Origin of the sequence: Enterobacter cloacae complex sp. P24RS (assembly GCF_014982165.1) — a bacterium.
Classification (GTDB): domain Bacteria; phylum Pseudomonadota; class Gammaproteobacteria; order Enterobacterales; family Enterobacteriaceae; genus Enterobacter; species Enterobacter quasihormaechei.
Genome location: NZ_JADCKU010000006.1, coordinates 173,876 through 192,090, shown reverse-complemented (window position 1 = coordinate 192,090; position 18,215 = coordinate 173,876). Strand labels below are relative to the sequence as shown.

General features: G+C 55.7%; 15 protein-coding genes. 2 read left to right on the top strand and 13 right to left on the bottom strand.

Annotation, left to right across the window (positions count from 1 at the left end; all coding sequences use genetic code 11):
- Nucleotides 1-129: 129 nt before the first annotated feature.
- The 12 genes from wecG to trxA all read right to left on the bottom strand — a co-directional run bounded on the left by wecG (nt 130) and on the right by trxA (nt 13,151).
- Nucleotides 130-870: a lipopolysaccharide N-acetylmannosaminouronosyltransferase gene (gene wecG, locus INF58_RS08755; protein ID WP_063868829.1), complete on the bottom strand. Its 741-nt coding sequence runs from the start codon at nt 868-870 to the stop codon at nt 130-132.
- A gap of 12 nt (nt 871-882) precedes the next feature.
- On the bottom strand, nt 883-2,235 hold the full coding sequence (gene wzyE, locus INF58_RS08750; RefSeq protein WP_063868827.1) for an ECA oligosaccharide polymerase: 1,353 nt from the start codon (nt 2,233-2,235) through the stop codon (nt 883-885).
- Complete coding sequence (locus tag INF58_RS08745) at nt 2,232-3,311, bottom strand: TDP-N-acetylfucosamine:lipid II N-acetylfucosaminyltransferase (RefSeq protein ID WP_193527523.1); 1,080 nt, start codon at nt 3,309-3,311, stop codon at nt 2,232-2,234. The genes wzyE and INF58_RS08745 overlap by 4 nt, the downstream gene beginning before the upstream one ends.
- On the bottom strand, nt 3,308-4,558 hold the full coding sequence (gene wzxE / locus INF58_RS08740; protein ID WP_107534419.1) for a lipid III flippase WzxE: 1,251 nt from the start codon (nt 4,556-4,558) through the stop codon (nt 3,308-3,310). The genes INF58_RS08745 and wzxE overlap by 4 nt, the downstream gene beginning before the upstream one ends.
- A gap of 1 nt (nt 4,559) precedes the next feature.
- Nucleotides 4,560-5,690 carry a dTDP-4-amino-4,6-dideoxygalactose transaminase gene (gene rffA, locus INF58_RS08735; RefSeq protein ID WP_063452161.1) on the bottom strand — a complete coding sequence of 377 codons (1,131 nt, stop codon included), beginning with the start codon at nt 5,688-5,690 and terminating at the stop codon, nt 4,560-4,562.
- 4 nt (nt 5,691-5,694) lie between these two features.
- Entirely contained in the window at nt 5,695-6,372 is a 678-nt protein-coding gene (gene rffC, locus INF58_RS08730; RefSeq protein ID WP_193527522.1) for a dTDP-4-amino-4,6-dideoxy-D-galactose acyltransferase, read from the bottom strand.
- A complete protein-coding gene (gene wecC / locus INF58_RS08725) occupies nt 6,369-7,631 on the bottom strand; it encodes a UDP-N-acetyl-D-mannosamine dehydrogenase (protein WP_193527521.1) in 1,263 nt (420 codons plus the stop codon). Before wecC ends, rffC begins: the two co-directional genes overlap by 4 nt.
- On the bottom strand, nt 7,628-8,758 hold the full coding sequence (gene wecB, locus INF58_RS08720; protein WP_063452158.1) for a non-hydrolyzing UDP-N-acetylglucosamine 2-epimerase: 1,131 nt from the start codon (nt 8,756-8,758) through the stop codon (nt 7,628-7,630). Before wecB ends, wecC begins: the two co-directional genes overlap by 4 nt.
- Before the next feature lie 56 nt (nt 8,759-8,814).
- Nucleotides 8,815-9,861, bottom strand: coding sequence for an ECA polysaccharide chain length modulation protein (gene wzzE, locus INF58_RS08715; protein ID WP_063868815.1), 1,047 nt, complete (start codon nt 9,859-9,861; stop codon nt 8,815-8,817).
- A gap of 13 nt (nt 9,862-9,874) precedes the next feature.
- Entirely contained in the window at nt 9,875-10,978 is a 1,104-nt protein-coding gene (gene wecA / locus INF58_RS08710; RefSeq protein WP_001050933.1) for a UDP-N-acetylglucosamine--undecaprenyl-phosphate N-acetylglucosaminephosphotransferase, read from the bottom strand.
- Nucleotides 10,979-11,220: 242 nt separating this feature from the next.
- A complete protein-coding gene (rho, locus tag INF58_RS08705) occupies nt 11,221-12,480 on the bottom strand; it encodes a transcription termination factor Rho (RefSeq protein WP_001054528.1) in 1,260 nt (419 codons plus the stop codon).
- 341 nt (nt 12,481-12,821) lie between these two features.
- Entirely contained in the window at nt 12,822-13,151 is a 330-nt protein-coding gene (trxA, locus tag INF58_RS08700; protein ID WP_006812392.1) for a thioredoxin TrxA, read from the bottom strand.
- Nucleotides 13,152-13,295: 144 nt separating this feature from the next.
- On the opposite strand from trxA, the gene rhlB reads away from it, so the two are divergent.
- Together rhlB and gppA are read left to right on the top strand one after the other, a co-directional pair.
- Nucleotides 13,296-14,564, top strand: a complete 1,269-nt coding sequence (rhlB, locus tag INF58_RS08695) for an ATP-dependent RNA helicase RhlB (protein WP_063452156.1) — start codon at nt 13,296-13,298, stop codon at nt 14,562-14,564.
- A 6-nt stretch (nt 14,565-14,570) separates the two neighbouring features.
- Nucleotides 14,571-16,055, top strand: coding sequence for a guanosine-5'-triphosphate,3'-diphosphate diphosphatase (gene gppA, locus INF58_RS08690; protein WP_193032444.1), 1,485 nt, complete (start codon nt 14,571-14,573; stop codon nt 16,053-16,055).
- Between the two features lie 51 nt (nt 16,056-16,106).
- Here the strand turns inward: gppA and rep are convergent, their stop codons facing one another.
- Complete coding sequence (gene rep / locus INF58_RS08685; protein ID WP_063868811.1) at nt 16,107-18,131, bottom strand: DNA helicase Rep; 2,025 nt, start codon at nt 18,129-18,131, stop codon at nt 16,107-16,109.
- Nucleotides 18,132-18,215: the final 84 nt, after the last annotated feature.

Below are 18,215 nucleotides of genomic sequence, written 5' to 3'. Positions count from 1 at the left end.
GGAGCGAATGGTTTCTTAAATTCTGGCAAATGGCAAACAATGCATTAAAAAAATGAATGCATTGCACATAAACTCAGCAGTTTTGCGGGGGGCGTTGCAGCGCGAACGGTAGATCGCGCTGCATATTGATTACATTTTCCCGGTGTAGTGCCAGGCGAGGTAGCGCAGGAGGCGAATCTGTCGTTTGATGCGCGTCGGTTGGGAAAGCAGGCGGTACAGCCACTCCAGCCCAAGGTTTTGCCAGACTTTCGGCGCACGCTTAACGTGGCCGGTAAAGACGTCGTAGGTGCCGCCAACGCCCATATAGAGCGCATCCGGGCTGACCAGACGGCAATCGCGCATCAGTATTTCCTGGCGCGGCGATCCCATGGCAACGGTGACAATTTTCGCCCCGCTGTCGCGTACGCGCTCATATAACGCCTGGCGATCTTCCGGCCTGAAGTAGCCATCCTGACTGCCCACGATGTTAACATTCCACTGGCTACGCAGCTTTTGTTCGGTCTGTGCCAATACCTCGGGCTTGCCGCCAATCAGAAATACCGGCGTGCCTTCAGCGCCTGCACGCTCCATAAGCCGCTCCCAAAGGTCGGCTCCCGCCACGCGAGACACATTAGCGTCAGGAAACTTTTTCCGGATCGAACGCACCACGCTAATACCGTCTGCGTATTTAAACTCCGCGGCTTCGATCAGGCTTTTCACTTCCGCGTTATCTTCAACCGCCAGCATTTTTTCTGCGTTGATGGCCACCAGCGTGCCCGACTTCATCTGCCCGTCCGCGAACAGAAAATCCAGCGCGTGCTGCATGTCACGCCAGCCAATCAGCTGTAGCCCACGCAGCGCATAACGCGGGGCTGAAGTTTTATCCGTCATGATAATCCCTACTCAGACTTGCGACAGCGTTGTGCTGCCCTGTGGCTCACGTCTGTGCACAAGCCCTGCACTGTCAAACAGCCAGTACAGGAGTTTTGCCAGCAGCAGACAGACGCCGAAAACGACCATAAAGAACACCACGCGCGAGACGAACGAATCCAGCCCCTCGCGCGCCAGAACGATCATATTGAAAATGGCACCGAAACAGAAACTGTGCAAAACAGCGGCTTTGTAGCGGTTGGTCTCTTCGTTACCCAACGTGTACAGCCAGTCGAACCATTTTATTATCAGTCCGACCGCGATGGCGCCGGGCAGGATAAACCACGTTCCGCCCATCACCACCAGCGAGCCAATCAGGGTGGGGGAAATCGCCAGGCCCGAGTGATTATTCAGCACTTCCCAGGTGAAGTAGTTCGCCGTGTTCAGGACAATGCCGGGACGGTCAGGCCACAGCCACGTCGGAATAAAGACATAGAAATCGCGAACAATCGGCGCCAGCCCCTGGAATTCGATCTTGTCGTAGTTTTGCAGCAGCAATGCCAGGTTTTCCCACGGCGAGAAGGTATCGCGCGTCAGATACAGGAAGGTATAAAACGCTTCGTCACCGGCTACGTTAAGACCGTAGCGCTTCAGCGCCAGCCAGAACATCCCCACAATCCCAAAGACGCCTGCCGCCGCCAGCATCCACAGGGAGATCCAGCCGCGAATAATGCCGATAAACAGGAAAATCGCGAAGGCGATAATGATGTTGGCGCGGGTACCGCCGACGATCATGTAGGTCAGAATGCCAAACGCGACGGTGCTGACCAGGAAGAACAGCCAGGCTTTGCTGTCCTGGCGCAGGAAGAAGACCACCAGCATCGCCGGGATGAAGAAATAGAAGAAGCGCTTGAGCGCGACGCCGGAGACTTCGGCGGAAAAAATCTGGCTATAGGACTGCAACTTAAACAGTAAAAAACCGTTATGCATGAAGAAAATCGCCACGCTGACCAGGGCGATGGTCATCAGCATAACCCACGTCAGATGGGTCTCTACCCGGTTCATGGTAAACAGCGGTCGACGGGGCGCGGTGTCTTTCGCCGCGCGCAGGCGCGTTTTATAGGTGACGTAGTACACCGCGTAGAAGCAGGTCGCAGAGAGCAGCGCCTGCAACAAGATTTCCGGCGGAGCGACGCCCACATCAAAGCGGAACACGAGGATGCTGGTCAGCGGGAAACCAAAGAAAAAGGTCAGCAAAAACAGCAGCGAGAAGAATACGTTGAAGTTAAAACGTACGCGCCGGAACTCAAACCAGGTGAGCGTGGCGATAAACAGCGTGCTCAGCAGCCAGACCACGAGCAAGCCGCTAAACTGCAACTGGCTCATGCGTTGTCTCCTGAAGCAATACGCAGCGCGCGGTGCCACGGCGTAAGGTAGTTCGGGCTGAAAAAGTCGATGCTATTTTTATCCACCAGCGCGAGCTGGCGCTGTGCTTCCCGTACCACCCCGACATTAAGCGTGTCAGAGGTAAACAGCACCGGAATGTGCTGCTCGGCCATGTCCTGCCAGAACGGGTTTTCGCGGTTGAGCACGCACGGTACTCCCGCCTGAATCAGCAGACACAGCGTGCCAATCCCCTGCTGACGGGCAAAGATGAAATAGCCCAGATCGCATTTTCGCAGCAGCGCGAGATAGTCATCAAATTCCAGCTTATCCCTGAGAATGTGCAGATTGTCTGCGCTAAACAGCGCAAGCCCCTGCTGGCGGACCTCGTCGATGTAGGCGTCGTTATTGGCGGGATAGCCCATCGGCACCACCACGTTCACCGTGTCGCCAAACTGCTCATGCACTGCCCGGAGCGCCGCGACATGCTCGTTGCTGCTATCGCCGGAATTCCCCACCAGGATGGTCAGTTTGCCCTCACGAACCGCGTCATTCGCCATCGTATTCAGCGCCGGATCCATGCGGGTCGGGAAATAGAGCAGCTCGCCGCGCACCTTCGGATGCTGTTTAGCAAAATAGGTGAGATCGCCGCGGGTGGCAAAAACGCAGCCCACGCGCGCCTGCGCCAGACGGCGCAGCGGGTAGAACAGGCGGAATTTCCAGCCGTGGGAGACTTCATAGAGATCCGCTCCCCAGATATGCCAGCTGAACTGGGAGGGTTTGATCCCGCCGCTCAACAACGCCAGCCACAGGCCGGTATTGAACTGCCCGTGGAAGAAGAAACGCTGGCTTCGATCCGCTTTGGCTTTCGCGACAACGGCTTTGGTCAGGGCCGCTTTGTCTGGCCAGAAAGTTATGTTCAGTGCCGGACAGGCCGCGCTCAGGCCATTATCTTTTCCAACAACCATAAACTCGCGCGCGTCGGGCGTGCCGGATGCCAGCTCATCGTTGAAGAACCGCAGAACGGTCTGGTTATGATGCGGGATGTCCGATCCCAGAATGTGTATCAGTGCAGTCATGCGCGTTTACGCCAAAGTAAAAATACGCCGCAACAGGCAGCGAAATAAACGATATAGGTTGCCATATAGGCCTGAGCCGCCCCCAGCGCTCCGTGGGTAGGGATCAGCCAGTGAGAAAATGCCGTCAGCAGCGCAAACTGGCTAATCTCTGCCAGGATATACAGCCGCAGCGAGGCCTTCGCAATCACCAGATAGCCGAAAACGTATGCCCCCACTTTCAGCACATCGCCGACCAGCTGCCAGGCAAACAGGTCGCGCATGGCGGTAAACTTCGCCGAAAACAGCAGCCAGATGGCGAAGTCACGCAGCAACCAGACGGTAAAGCTGGCGACCGCAACAGCCGGCAACACAAAACGCAGGGAGCGAAAAATCTCGCGGGTAATATCCTGCCTGGACGTCAGGCGCGATAAGGTTGGCAGCAAATAGACGCTAAAGGAAGCCGTAATAAATTGGAGGTAGGCATCGGAAATGCTGCTCACGCCCTGCCAAATCCCCACTTCATCCCAGCTGTAATGCGCCGCAAGCAGGTTTCGCATCATCACGTAGGCTACCGGAATGGTGACGGAAGTGATGAGGGCCATCAGCGTAAATTTCGCCAGCTGGCCTGCCAGTAACTTGTCCCACTGCGGTTTCAGGTAACTCAGCGGGACATCGCCTCTGCGCATCAGCATAAACGCCGCCGGGATGACAACCAGGGCAGGCACCAGCGCCAGCCCCAGCAGTGCGCCTTCATAGCCGCCCAGCCGGTAGCAAAAGTAGTAGGCAATAACGCCGATGACGCTGCCGAAGATCAGCGCCAGTGCATTCCCGGCGGCATCACGGAAGCCTTTCATCAGCGCCAGCAGCAGGTTCGCCCAGGCGATGCCCATCTGAACCAGCGCCACCAGGCGTACCAGCCCCTGATAGTGCGTATGTCCGAACAGCCCCTGGCTGATGGGTGCCGCCGCCAGCAAAAAGACGACGGCCAGCAGTGTAGAGAAGCCCAGCACCATTGCAGATGAGGTCCCCACCACCGTGCGGAGCTTTCCGGCATCGTCATGATGCTGCGCTACGTATTTGGTGACGCCATTGAATATCCCGGCCCCCGCCAGCACGCCAAGCACCGTGACCAGCTGGCGGAAATTCCCGGCCAGCCCAACGCCTGACGGACCAAATGAGACGGCCAGCAGCTTGACGACCAGTAATCCGGCGCCAATTTTTACAAGCGTGGACGCTGCCGTCCACACCGACGCTTTTGCCAGAGACATATCAGGCGAAATAACTCAGAAGCGAATTGATCACCGTACGCTGGTTCACCGGCGCGAGGTTGTAGAACAGGGGCAGACGGAGCAGACGTTCGCTCTCTTTGGTGGTGTAGCGGTCTTCACCGGCAAACGCGCCGAAGGCTTCTCCCGCCGGGCTGGAGTGCAGCGGAATATAGTGGAATACCGCCATAATTTCCGCTTCTTTCAGCCAGGCAATCAGCTTGCTGCGATCGTCGTTATCGCGCAGCTTGATGTAGAACATGTGGGCGTTGTGGACGCAGTCGGCCGGTACGGTCGGCAGCTCAATACGCCCTGCCTTAGCCAACGGCGCCAGCGCGTCGTAGTAGGTTTGCCACAGGGAGAGGCGGTGCAGATTGATTCGCTCTGCCGCTTCCAGCTGCGCCCAGAGGTATGCGGCCTGCAAATCCGCCATCAGGTAGCTTGAGCCGATATCACGCCAGGTGTACTTATCCACCTGGCCGCGGAAGAACTGGCTGCGGTTGGTCCCTTTCTCACGGATCACTTCCGCACGCTCTACCAGAGCGCGATCGTTAATCAGCGTCGCGCCGCCCTCACCGCCTGCGGTGTAGTTTTTGGTTTCGTGGAAGCTAAAGCAGCCGATATGACCGATGGTGCCCAGCGCGCGTCCTTTGTAGGTGGACATCACGCCCTGCGCGGCGTCTTCCACCACGAACAGGTTATGCTTTTTGGCGATGGCCATGATGGTGTCCATTTCGCAGGCCACGCCCGCATAATGCACCGGCACGATCGCCCGCGTTTTGTCGGTGATCGCCGCTTCAATCAACGTTTCGTCAATGTTCATGGTATCCGGGCGGATATCCACAAACACGATTTTCGCCCCGCGCAGGACAAAGGCGTTCGCCGTGGAGACGAAGGTGTAGCTCGGCATGATCACCTCATCGCCGGGCTGGATATCCAGCAGCAGCGCCGCCATCTCGAGCGATGCGGTACAGGACGGCGTCAGCAGAACCTTGGCACTGTGGAAACGTTGCTCCATCCACTGCTGGCAGCGACGGGTGAACCCGCCGTCGCCACAGAGCTTGCCGCTGCCCATAGCAGACTGCATATAATCAAGTTCAGTGCCCACGACCGGAGGCGCGTTAAATGGAATCATCTTGTCACCTGTATAACCAGTAGGCGGTGGCGTCGATGCTGGCACCACTCGCAATATAACGTTTAAGCGCAGCGGTGTTGCCCATCTGGGTCGCGACCCGCAGCGTTGATACTCGCTGTTGCTCCGCCCAGTGCAGCGCCGCCTGCATGAGTTTTTCGCCCATGCCGCGTCCGGCTAATAAACCGATGCGCGCCTCGTGCTCGTTGAGCCTGCGAAGCGAAACAAAACCTTCAATCGGACCTTCCGGCGCACGAAACACCAGACAGACGTGGTCAAACGTGCCCTTTACCGCATTCTCAATCCACTGGGCATAAAAACGGCCGCTGTCATCGGGCGCATACCAGGGCGCCCTGAAACGGCTCTGAGCGAATGCCAGCGCCGCCATGTTGCGCAGCGCGGGAATATCCTGCTCTAATGCAATTTCCGCGCCCGGTGAGTCGTGGCGGGCCACGGTAATAGAGAGATCAACCTCACCCTCAACCAGCCGGAATCCGTGCTGCTGGAGCGCGTCCAGCATTTCGGCCCGGTCTGCCGGGATCTTAGCCTGCACGCGCGGCCAGGCGCCGAAGTCGGCTTCCCGCAACGCAGGAGCATTTTCGCGCAGACGCACTATCGCTGAGGGGCGCGCAAAGAATGTGCTTTCCCACTCAAGGGGCTCCAGCACGCCGTTGAGGATACTCAACGCCACACGCCTTTAGTATCAACAACATACTGCTGACGCACGGCATCACCGGAGACCGCTTTAAACGCATTGTGATCTACCAGCAGTACCAGCACATCCGCCGTCGCCAGCGCGTCATCCAGTGCGGTAAGGGTGCAGTGACCGGCAAGCTTTGCCGGCAACGCATGAATATTCGGCTCAACCACCAGCGTTTCACCGCTGTGCCAGTCAGCGATCATCCCGGCAATTTCCATCGCCGGGCTTTCGCGCAGATCGTCAATATTCGGTTTGAATGCCAGACCAAAGCAGGCGATTTTCAGCTCGCTGGCGCGTTTGCCGCTGTCGGCCAGGCAATCCGCGACCGTGGCTTTCACCTGATTGATCACCCAGTGCGGTTTGTGGTCGTTCACTTCGCGCGCGGTGCGAATCAGGCGTGCCTGTTGCGGGTTTTGCGCCACGATAAACCACGGATCGACCGCGATACAGTGCCCACCCACGCCAGGCCCCGGCTGAAGAATGTTCACGCGCGGATGACGGTTGGCAAGGCGGATCAGTTCCCAGACGTTAATTTCCTGATCGGCGCAAATCAACGACAGTTCATTCGCAAACGCGATGTTAACGTCGCGGAAGCTGTTTTCGGTCAGCTTGCACATTTCGGCGGTGCGGGAGTTGGTCACCACGCATTCGCCTTCAAGGAAAATCTTATATAACTCGCTGGCACGCGCGGAGCAGACCGGGGTCATGCCGCCAATCACGCGGTCATTTTTAATCAGCTCAACCATTACCTGGCCCGGCAGCACGCGCTCAGGGCAGTAGGCGATATTGATATCAGCCTGCTCGCCCGCCTGCTGCGGGAAGCTGAGATCGGGGCGCGCCTCGGCCAGCCACTGGGCCATCTGCTCGGTGGCCCCAACAGGTGAAGTGGACTCAAGGATAACCAGCGCCCCTTTCTTCAGCACCGGCGCAATGGATTTTGCCGCCGCCTCGACGTAAACCATGTCAGGCTCATGATCGCCTTTAAAAGGGGTTGGTACCGCAATCAGGTACGCGTCGGCTTCTACCGGCGTCGTGCTGGCGCGCAGGAAGCCGCCGTCCACCGCTTTTTTCACCACGCGATCGAGGTCAGGCTCCACGATATGAATTTCGCCACGGTTGATGGTTTCCACCGCGTGCGCGTTGATATCTACGCCAACAACCTGCTTTTGACGAGAGGCAAAGGCCGCCGCAGTAGGCAGTCCGATATAGCCAAGACCAACAACAGAGATGGTAGTAAAACTCATAGCGTTACCCGATTGTGTTTAAGTGCGTGCAAAATACGGCCACAAGCCTGCCCGTCCCCGTACGGGTTATGGGCGCGGCTCATCGCCTGATACTCTTCATCGTCATGCAGTAAGCGCGTGACCTCTTCGACAATACGACGCGGATCCGTTCCGACCAGACGGACGGTCCCGGCAGTTACCGCTTCCGGACGTTCGGTGGTTTCGCGCATCACCAGTACCGGCTTGCCAAGAGAAGGCGCTTCTTCCTGAATGCCGCCAGAATCGGTCAGGATCAGCCAGGCGTGGTTCATCAGCCAGACAAACGGCATATAGTCCTGCGGCTCAATCAGGAGCACGTTTTCCACGTGGCCGAGGATACGGTTGACCGGTTCGCTGACATTAGGGTTGAGGTGTACCGGATAGACAATCTGCACATCCTCGTTCTGCGCGGCAATTTCAGCCAGCGCGTGGCAGATTTGCTCAAAGCCACGGCCAAAACTTTCGCGACGGTGGCCCGTTACCAGGATCGTTTTCTTGCCGTTATTCAGGAACGGATAGCGCGCAGCGAGTTCTGCCTGAAGTTCGCCGTTAGCCAGCACGCGGTCACGCACCCAAATCAGCGCATCAATAACGGTATTGCCGGTGACGAAAACTTTGCTGTCGCTGATATTTTCTCGCAGCAGGTTCTGACGTGAGTTCTCGGTAGGCGCAAAATGGTACATCGCCAGGTGGCCGGTGAGGGTACGGTTGGCCTCTTCCGGCCAGGGAGAATAGAGATTGCCGGTACGCAGTCCCGCTTCGACATGGCCCACAGGGATACGCTGATAGAACGCGGCCAGGCTGGTCGCCACGGTGGTAGTGGTGTCGCCATGCACCAGGACCACATCAGGCCTGAACGACTCCAGAATAGGCTTTAACTCTTGCAGAATACGGCAGGTAATTTCCGTCAATCCCTGTCCCGGTTTCATTATATTGAGATCGTAATCCGGGACGATAGAAAAGAGGGTTAAGACCTGATCGAGCATCTCACGGTGCTGGGCAGTTACGCACACCTTCGCTTCAATGTCAGGATCTCTGGCCAGCGCATGAACCAGAGGTGCCATCTTAATGGCCTCCGGCCTGGTGCCAAATACGGTTAGTACTTTCACATCGATTCTCTTCGATTAGACGATGAAGGCCGCAGCCTTCATCGTAGACGGCGTTCTTAGTTTGTGCGGCGACGCAATAACGCTACGCCAGCGCCAGTCAGTGCGCCCACAATCCCCCACATGATCATCAGGAAGGCGCGACGCGGACTATCGCGTTTTACAGGCTCTTCAGGCGTTCTCAAATAACGATAGGTCTGAAAACGCGGGTCCAGCGTTGGACCGACGTTGAGCGTATTGAGCATGGCGCGATTTTGGTCGTAATCAAGGTCAAAGTCAGGGCCAACCGCCTGGATATTTTCCAGACGTGCCTGAAGCATTGGGCGACCCAGGAGGAACATTTCTGAATCCGGGAGTTCGTCAGCCGGAACATCCGTTTCGCTACGGGAAATATTGTGCTGTTCAGCAATCTTCAGCGCCTGCTCAATATTATGCACGCGTCGCGCGAAGATGGCCTTTGCGACCTCTTCCTGACGTTTTACCTGTGCCTTCATCTGGATTGTACGTGCCGCCCAGGCGCCTTTCAGCTCGTCATTCAGATGGCTCGCCGCGCGCTGGCTGGCAAAAGCAACGTACTGACGCAGCAGGTTATTGGCGTCCGGCGCCGTTTCCGCAATCAGCTTCACGCTGTCGCTAACATTACGGAGCATATCGCCAGGCATAAACTGAATGTTATTAATTAAATCATCCAGCAGCGCGGCATCCGCTTTGCTGTTCCCGACCATGCGCTGCTTGTAATAGTCCGTCTGGGACCAGAAATCGCGACGTGTATCCCACGACGCCAGCTGCATCACAAACTCTTTGTAGGATTCATCCATCACTGAGGCCTGATCCGGGGTCGCCAGATTGGCCTTGATATCAAGATTACGCAGGAATTGCTGCTGGGAGTAGTAGCCTCCAAGCATATTCACCGTTGGTCGGTCTGTAATTGCCGTGGCGCTCCACTCTTGTTTTGCAAAGAAGGTGTAGGCAAGCGCTAACAGTGCGAACCCCAATGCAATACCCACAATCCACAGTTTGCCTTGCCATAACACTCGAAACAAACCACGAATATCCAGCTCGTTCTCAGTGCCCACTGATTTCGCTCCCGCCAACGGTTGAGTCATCATAGTCCCGGTTTTACTTAGTTAATGTTGTGTTTTTGCCACTGTTCCGACGCATCCTGCGTTTTAAACGTTTAATAAAACGCGCGACTTTCCATGCACGCTTAATGCAGTAACCGTACATGAAAAATGCTAGCAAGAATAATACCAACATTACCCATTCAGGAATGAAATGTGCGTATTCCGCAGCAACGCCAATCGCAGCCAGAATAGCAGCCGCAAGCGTAATCAGCACAAATGCCTGACGAGACGTGAAGCCAGCACGCATAATCAGATGATGAATATGCTGGCGATCGGGAGAGAACGGGCTCATCCCTTTACGCAGACGGCGATACATAATGGCGACCATGTCCATCAGCGGGATGGCGATAATCCACAGAGCCGTTACCGGGCTTATCGGGTGAGTTTTGCCCTGGGTGGTCTCCAGCAGGACCCAGATCACCGTAAAGCCAATCAGGGTACTGCCCGCATCGCCCATAAACACTTTATAGCGACGCCCCAACACACCCAGGTTCAGGCAGATATAAGGCAGGATGGCGGCAATCATGGCAAAGCACCACATTGACAGGCTGTACTGGCCGTCAAACCATAAAATGATGCCGATAGCGCCAAATGAAACAGAGGACAGCCCACCGAGCAGACCGTCTATACCGTCAACCATGTTAAAGGCGTTGATGGCCGCCCAAACGGCAAACAGCGTCAGGAAGAAGCCGAATGGCCCAAGCACCAGCTCCCAGGGACCAAAGACGTAGCCCAGACTTCTGAGATAGAGACCGCCCACCACCATCATAATGATGCCGATAGCCGCCTGTACCGTCGCGCGAAACTTCACGCTGATATCAAAACGATCGTCAAGGGCGCCGACCAGTACCAGCACACCGGCACACGCCAGGTAGAGTGCGGCATGGGGGATATAGTAATCCGCGATCCCGAATGTGAAACAGATGCCTGCGTATACCGAAATGCCGCCCACCAGCGGAATAAGCCCCTGATGACGTTTACGGAAGTTCGGTTTGTCCACTAACCCAATTCTTTTTGCTACCTTGCGCGCAATGAACAAAAAACAGGTTGTGAATAAAAAAATACTGATCAGCTCAGTTACTGCAGTGAGTAGATTCACAATGGATTGCTCTCAACAAATGTTAGTCCCGGAAGTATAACCATGAAGCCTCTGCCTCAGAAGGATTAAAGATGGCTTCTCACAACTCCCTTTGTATGTTTTTCAATCAATTATTTCTTTGACTGTGCAAACCTTCTTATTGTCGCACCGACAGGTCTAAATTGGGAGTGTGTGGTAATAGCGTATAGTCCATAAATAAAAAACGCCACGTAAAAACGTGGCGTTTACTGGGATTATTTGCGTTACGAGCGTTTCATCATGTCGAAGAAATCGTCGTTTGTTTTGGTCATCGCCAGTTTGTTAATGAGGAATTCCATTGCGTCGATTTCGCCCATTGGATGGATGATTTTGCGCAGGATCCACATTTTCTGAAGCTCTTCCTGAGTGGTAAGCAGCTCTTCTTTACGGGTACCGGAACGGTTGTAGTCGATGGCCGGGAAGACGCGTTTCTCTGCGATCTTACGAGAAAGGTGCAGTTCCATGTTGCCTGTACCTTTAAACTCTTCGTAGATAACTTCGTCCATTTTGGAGCCGGTATCGATCAGCGCCGTCGCGATAATGGTCAGGCTACCGCCCTCTTCCACGTTACGCGCCGCACCGAAGAAACGCTTCGGACGGTGCAGGGCGTTGGCGTCCACACCACCGGTCAGTACTTTACCGGAAGCCGGCACCACGGTGTTGTAGGCACGTGCCAGACGGGTAATGGAGTCGAGCAGGATGATCACGTCTTTTTTGTGTTCAACCAGGCGTTTCGCCTTCTCGATAACCATTTCCGCAACCTGAACGTGGCGAGAAGCCGGTTCGTCGAAGGTAGACGCAACCACTTCACCTTTCACCAGACGCTGCATCTCGGTCACTTCTTCCGGACGTTCGTCAATCAGCAGCACCATCAGCACACAGTCTGGATGGTTGTAAGCAATGCTCTGCGCAATGTTTTGCAGCAGCATGGTTTTACCGGCTTTTGGCGGTGCCACAATCAGACCACGCTGACCACGACCAATTGGCGATGCCAGATCCAGCACACGAGCGGTTAAGTCTTCAGTAGACCCGTTACCACGCTCCATGCGCAGGCGAGAGTTCGCGTGCAGCGGCGTTAAGTTCTCGAACAGGATCTTATTGCGGGAGTTTTCCGGTTTGTCGTAGTTAACTTCGTTAACCTTCAACAGCGCAAAGTAGCGTTCACCCTCTTTAGGAGGACGAATCTTACCTGAAATGGTGTCACCAGTGCGGAGGTTGAAACGGCGGATTTGGCTAGGGGATACGTAGATGTCGTCAGGGCCGGCGAGGTAGGAGCTGTCTGCGGAGCGGAGGAAACCAAATCCGTCTTGCAGTATCTCCAGCACACCGTCGCCAAAGATATCTTCGCCACTCTTAGCGTGCTGCTTCAGGATGGCGAAAATGATGTCCTGCTTGCGCATACGAGCCTGGTTTTCCAGTCCCATATTTTCGCCGAGAGTGATCAGCTCAGAAACCGGCGTATTCTTTAATTCGGTAAGATTCATAATGGTGTGGGTTCTTAAACTCGGGGTGATTCTCGAACTTAATGTTGTGAATGGTATGGCAGGGTCATCCATGCCTGTTTAGCGGCCATCACCTCATGTCTGTTCGCTGTCTGGTCACAGGGAAAGAACGCAGAACTGAAACGACAAGACGGATTGAGTGACAAGCCCGGAATCTAGCAACTTCACGCACTGTTTACATTAACAACGGGAAGTATCGGGTAAAACAAGATTCAAACAACAAGATATGTTTAAAACGTAGTCATAGCTAACTTAGCACGACTAAAGCCGGGCGTCCAGAGCTCGCCATTAATTAGGCGCTCTGAACGCTCAGCTGAGAAACCTTACGCCAGATTAGCGTCCAGGAACTCTTTCAGTTGACCTTTGGACAGTGCGCCCACTTTGGTCGCCGCCACGTCACCGTTTTTGAACAGCAGCAGGGTCGGAATGCCACGGATACCGTATTTTGGCGCGGTGCCCGGGTTCTGGTCGATGTTCAGCTTGGCAACGGTCAGTTTGCCCTGATATTCGTCAGCGATTTCATCCAGAATCGGAGCGATCATTTTGCAAGGACCACACCATTCAGCCCAGAAATCAACGAGGATCAGCCCGTCAGCTTTAAGTACGTCCGTGTCAAAACTGTCGTCAGTCAGGTGAATAATTTTATCGCTCATATATAACTCCACAGGAATAAGCCTGGTACGTTGGTTTTGTCACCACCAACGACGTGTTGATGTCGCATTAACCAACTAAAGGTTGACTTTATTTCACCGGATACGCTTTCGTAAAGCAATAGTAAGCTGATATTCTACCACACTATGAGCAAAACACATTTAACAGAACAGAAGTTTTCCGACTTCGCCCTGCACCCAAAGGTGATCGAAGCCCTTGAAACTAAAGGGTTTCATAACTGCACGCCCATTCAGGCTCTCGCCCTGCCGCTGACGCTGGCCGGTCGCGACGTTGCAGGGCAGGCGCAAACCGGTACTGGCAAAACGATGGCGTTTTTAACGTCAACGTTTCATTATTTACTTTCTCACCCAGCGATTGCAGACCGCAAAGTTAACCAGCCGCGCGCGCTAATTATGGCCCCGACGCGAGAACTGGCGGTACAGATCCACGCAGACGCTGAGCCTCTGGCGCAAGCCACCGGCCTGAAGCTTGGCCTGGCCTATGGCGGCGACGGCTACGATAAACAGCTGAAAGTGCTGGAAAGCGGCGTGGATATCCTGATTGGAACCACCGGCCGCCTTATCGACTACGCCAAACAGAACCATATCAACCTCGGCGCAATCCAGGTTGTCGTGCTTGATGAAGCAGACCGCATGTACGATCTGGGCTTCATTAAAGATATCCGCTGGCTGTTCCGTCGTATGCCTGCCGCAAACCAGCGTCTGAACATGCTGTTCTCCGCAACCCTGTCATACCGCGTGCGTGAACTCGCCTTCGAGCAGATGAACAACGCCGAGTATGTGGAAGTGGAACCGGAGCAGAAAACCGGGCACCGCATTAAAGAAGAGCTCTTCTATCCCTCTAATGAAGAGAAAATGCGCCTGCTGCAAACGCTGATCGAAGAAGAGTGGCCGGATCGCGCGATCATCTTCGCGAACACCAAACATCGCTGTGAAGATATCTGGGGCCACCTGGCGGCAGATGGTCACCGCGTAGGTCTCCTGACCGGCGACGTGGCGCAGAAAAAACGCCTGCGCATTCTGGACGAGTTTACCCGTGGCGATCTCGATATTCTGGTCGCGACCGACGTGGCGGCCCGTGGCCTGCACATTCCAGCCGTGACGCACGTCTTTAACTACGATCTGCCAGATGACTGTGAAGACTATGTACACCGTATCGGTCGTACCGGTCGTGCCGGCGCAAGCGGCCACTCCATCAGCCTGGCGTGTGAAGAGTATGCGCTGAATCTTCCGGCCATTGAGACCTACATCGGTCACTCTATTCCACAGAGCAAATACAATCCGGACGCGCTGTTAAGCGAACTGCCGCCGCCTAAGCGCCTTACCCGCCCACGCCCCGGCAATGGTCCGCGTCGTTCCGGCGGCGCACCGCGTAACCGTCGTCGTTCAGGTTAAGAAAATATGCTCAGCTCCACCTCGCTCTATGCGGCAATAGATCTCGGCTCCAACAGTTTTCATATGCTGGTTGTGCGCGAGGTGGCGGGAAGCATACAAACGCTGACGCGCATTAAGCGCAAGGTCCGCCTCGCGGCGGGCCTGAGCAGCGACAACCACCTCTCCCCTGAAGCCATGGAACGTGGCTGGCAGTGCCTGCGTCTGTTTGCAGAACGTTTGCAGGATATCCCGCTCAGTCAAATCCGCGTTGTTGCCACGGCGACCCTTCGTCTGGCGGTTAACGCTGGCGATTTCATTGCCAAAGCGCAGGAAATTCTGGGCTGTCCGGTGCAGGTCATCAGCGGTGAAGAAGAAGCGCGTCTGATTTATCAGGGCGTGGCGCACACGACCGGTGGCGACGATCGCCGTCTGGTGGTGGACATCGGTGGCGCCAGTACCGAACTGGTCACGGGCACAGGCGCACAGGCGACCTCGCTCTTTAGCCTGTCGATGGGCTGTGTGACCTGGCTGGAACGCTACTTTACCGATCGAAACCTTGCCAAAGAGAATTTCGACGAGGCGGAAAACGCGGCGCGTGAAGTGCTGCGCCCGGTCATGGATGAGCTGCGCTATCACGGCTGGAAAGTCTGCGTCGGGGCTTCCGGCACCGTTCAGGCGTTGCAGGAAATCATGATGGCGCAGGGCATGGACGAGCGGATCACCCTTGCCAAGCTCCAGCAGCTTAAACAGCGCGCCATTCAGTGTGGACGCCTGGAAGAGCTTGAAATTGAGGGGCTGACGCTCGAACGCGCGCTGGTTTTCCCAAGCGGGCTCGCCATCCTGATCGCCATTTTCACCGAGCTGAATATCCAGTGTATGACGCTGGCAGGCGGTGCGCTGCGTGAAGGTCTGGTTTACGGAATGCTGCACCAGTCGGTCGATCAGGACATCCGTAGCCGTACGCTGCGTAACGTTCAGCGACGCTTTATTGTTGATACTGACCAGGCGCAAAGAGTAAGCCAGCTGGCGTCACTTTTTGCCGATCAGGTGAAAACTAGCTGGGATATTGAACCGTTAAGTCGCGATCTGTTGCTAAGCGCCTGTGCGCTACATGAAATTGGTCTCAGCGTGGAGTACAAGCAGGCACCGCTGCACGCAGCCTGGCTGGTACGAAATCTTGATTTACCCGGCTATACGCCCGCACAGAAAAAGCTACTGGCCACCCTGCTGCTGAATCAGACCAACGCCGTCGATCTCTCTTCACTTCACCAGCAGAACGCCGTGCCGCCGCGCGTGGCCGAGCATCTGTGCCGTCTGTTGCGCCTGGCGATCCTGTTTGCCAGCCGCCGTCGTGATGATTTGCTGCCAGACATTACGCTGGTGGCAGACGATGAGAAACTGACGCTGACGTTGCCGAAAAACTGGCTTGAAAATCACCCGCTTGGCGCAGAACTGGTTGAACAGGAGTTTCAGTGGCAGAGCTATGTGCACTGGGCGCTTGAGGTGAAGTGACCCTTTAAAGCGTGCCGGGCGGCGGCTTCGCCTTACCCGGCCTACAAACCGTTATCCCTTCTCTTTGGCTTTTGCCAGCATCGCGCGAATGTTTGCCACGTTGGCCTGGCCTTTGTGCATGCGCTCTTCCGCGGTAATGACCTTACGTTGCTGCTCCCAGATAAGATCGTCCTGAGGCAACTCCAGCAGAAAACGGCTCGGCTCCGGGCGCACCAGCTCACCGTACTGACGGCGCTCTTTACACAGCGTAAACGTCAGCTCCTTCTGCGCACGGGTGATCCCCACGTAGGCCAGACGGCGCTCTTCGTCGACGTTATCTTCATCAATGCTGCTCTGGTGCGGCAGTAGGCCCTCTTCCATCCCCACCAGATAGACATACGGGAACTCCAGCCCTTTGGACGCGTGAAGCGTCATCAGCTGGACCTGGTCGGCCTCTTCTTCGCTTTCGCCGCGCTCCATCATATCGCGCAGCGTGAAGCGGGTGACGACCTGCGTCAGGGTCATCGGCTCGTCTATCTCTGAACCTTCAAGCATTTCGGTCATCCAGCTGAAGAGCTGGTTAACGTTTTTCATGCGCATCTCAGCCGCTTTTGGGCTGGCGGAGGTTTCATAGAGCCAGGATTCGTAATCAATGCCGTGGATCAGATCGCGTACCGCCGCCACCGGCTCGCGCTCGGCCAGACGCTGCACTTCACCCAGCCAGTGGGTGAAGCGGGTTAAGGCGTCATAGCCGCGCCCGGTCAGGGTCTGGCTCAGCCCCATATCGAAGCTGGCGGTGAACAGGCTTTTGTTGCGGGTCATCGCCCACTCGCCCAACTTTTGCAGCGTCGCAGAGCCAATTTCGCGTTTCGGCGTATTCACGATGCGCAGGAAAGCGCTGTCGTCATCCGGGTTGGTCAGCACGCGCAGGTAGGCCAGCAGATCCTTGATTTCCGGACGCGAAAAGAACGACGTGCCGCCGGAGATTTTGTAGGGAATGCGGTTCTGCATCAGCATCTTTTCAAAAACGCGCGACTGGTGGTTACCGCGATAGAGGATCGCGTAGTCTTTATAGTCGGTTTTGTTGACGAAGTGATGGGCAATCAGCTCACCCGTTACGCGCTCCGCTTCGTGCTCTTCATTGTTGGCGCTGAGCACTTTCAGTTCAGTACCGTAACCCAGCTCGGAGAACAGGCGCTTCTCAAAGACGTGCGGGTTATTGGCAATCAGGATGTTCGCCGCCTTCAGGATGCGCCCGGAAGAACGATAGTTCTGCTCCAGTTTGATCACCTGCAACGCCGGGAAGTCTTTGCTCAGCAGCACCAGGTTTTGCGGACGAGCGCCGCGCCAGGAATAAATGGACTGATCGTCATCGCCAACGACGGTGAAACGCGCACGCTGTCCTACCAGCAGCTTCACCAGCTCGTACTGGCTGGTGTTGGTATCCTGATATTCATCCACCAGCAGGTAGCGGATTTTGTTCTGCCAGCGCTCGCGCACCTCTTCATTTCGCTGAAGCAGCAGCGTCGGCAGCAGGATCAGATCGTCGAAATCCAGTACGTTGCAGGCTTTCATATGCGCATCGTACAGACCGTAGCAGTGGGCAAAGATACGATCGCGCTCGCCTTTGGCACTCGCCGCTGCCTGGGCCGGCGTCATGAGATCGTTTTTCCAGTTCGAGATCGTCGAGATCAGCTGTTGCAACAGCACTTTGTCATCTTCGATCAGCCCTTCCGTCAGCTCTTTAAGCAGCGCCACCTGATCGGTGTCATCGAAGAGCGAAAAGTTGGACTTCATGCCCAGCGCCGCGTATTCACGCTTGATGATATCCAGGCCCAGCGTGTGGAAAGTGGAGATCATCAGCCCGCGCGCCTCTTTACGGCCCAGGGTCTGGCCGACGCGCTCTTTCATCTCACGCGCCGCTTTGTTGGTAAAGGTGACCGCCGCGATATGGCGCGCCTGGTAGCCACAACCGCGAATTAAGTGGGCAATTTTGTTAGTGATCACACGTGTTTTACCGGATCCCGCTCCCGCCAGCACCAGGCAGGGTCCGGTGACGAATTCGACAGCTTGTTGTTGTCCGGGGTTTAAACGCATAAGTGATCGCTCAATGAAAGTGGGGAGAGGAGGAAAAACGCGTGGTAGTATACCGATCGTAAACTCGTTGACTCAAGGCACGAT

Excerpts from the sequence above, each read along its gene's own strand:
- rho (WP_001054528.1), bottom strand. The coding sequence starts at position 12,480 with ATGAATCTTACCGAATTAAAGAATACGCCGGTTTCTGAGCTGATCACT.
- rep (WP_063868811.1), bottom strand. The coding sequence starts at position 18,131 with ATGCGTTTAAACCCCGGACAACAACAAGCTGTCGAATTCGTCACCGGA.
- wzxE (WP_107534419.1), bottom strand. The coding sequence starts at position 4,558 with ATGTCTCTGGCAAAAGCGTCGGTGTGGACGGCAGCGTCCACGCTTGTA.
- rffA (WP_063452161.1), bottom strand. The coding sequence starts at position 5,690 with ATGATTCCATTTAACGCGCCTCCGGTCGTGGGCACTGAACTTGATTAT.
- wzzE (WP_063868815.1), bottom strand. The coding sequence starts at position 9,861 with ATGACTCAACCGTTGGCGGGAGCGAAATCAGTGGGCACTGAGAACGAG.
- rhlB (WP_063452156.1), top strand. The coding sequence starts at position 13,296 with ATGAGCAAAACACATTTAACAGAACAGAAGTTTTCCGACTTCGCCCTG.
- trxA (WP_006812392.1), bottom strand. The coding sequence starts at position 13,151 with ATGAGCGATAAAATTATTCACCTGACTGACGACAGTTTTGACACGGAC.
- INF58_RS08745 (WP_193527523.1), bottom strand. The coding sequence starts at position 3,311 with ATGACTGCACTGATACACATTCTGGGATCGGACATCCCGCATCATAAC.
- wzyE (WP_063868827.1), bottom strand. The coding sequence starts at position 2,235 with ATGAGCCAGTTGCAGTTTAGCGGCTTGCTCGTGGTCTGGCTGCTGAGC.
- wecC (WP_193527521.1), bottom strand. The coding sequence starts at position 7,631 with ATGAGTTTTACTACCATCTCTGTTGTTGGTCTTGGCTATATCGGACTG.
- wecG (WP_063868829.1), bottom strand. The coding sequence starts at position 870 with ATGACGGATAAAACTTCAGCCCCGCGTTATGCGCTGCGTGGGCTACAG.
- gppA (WP_193032444.1), top strand. The coding sequence starts at position 14,571 with ATGCTCAGCTCCACCTCGCTCTATGCGGCAATAGATCTCGGCTCCAAC.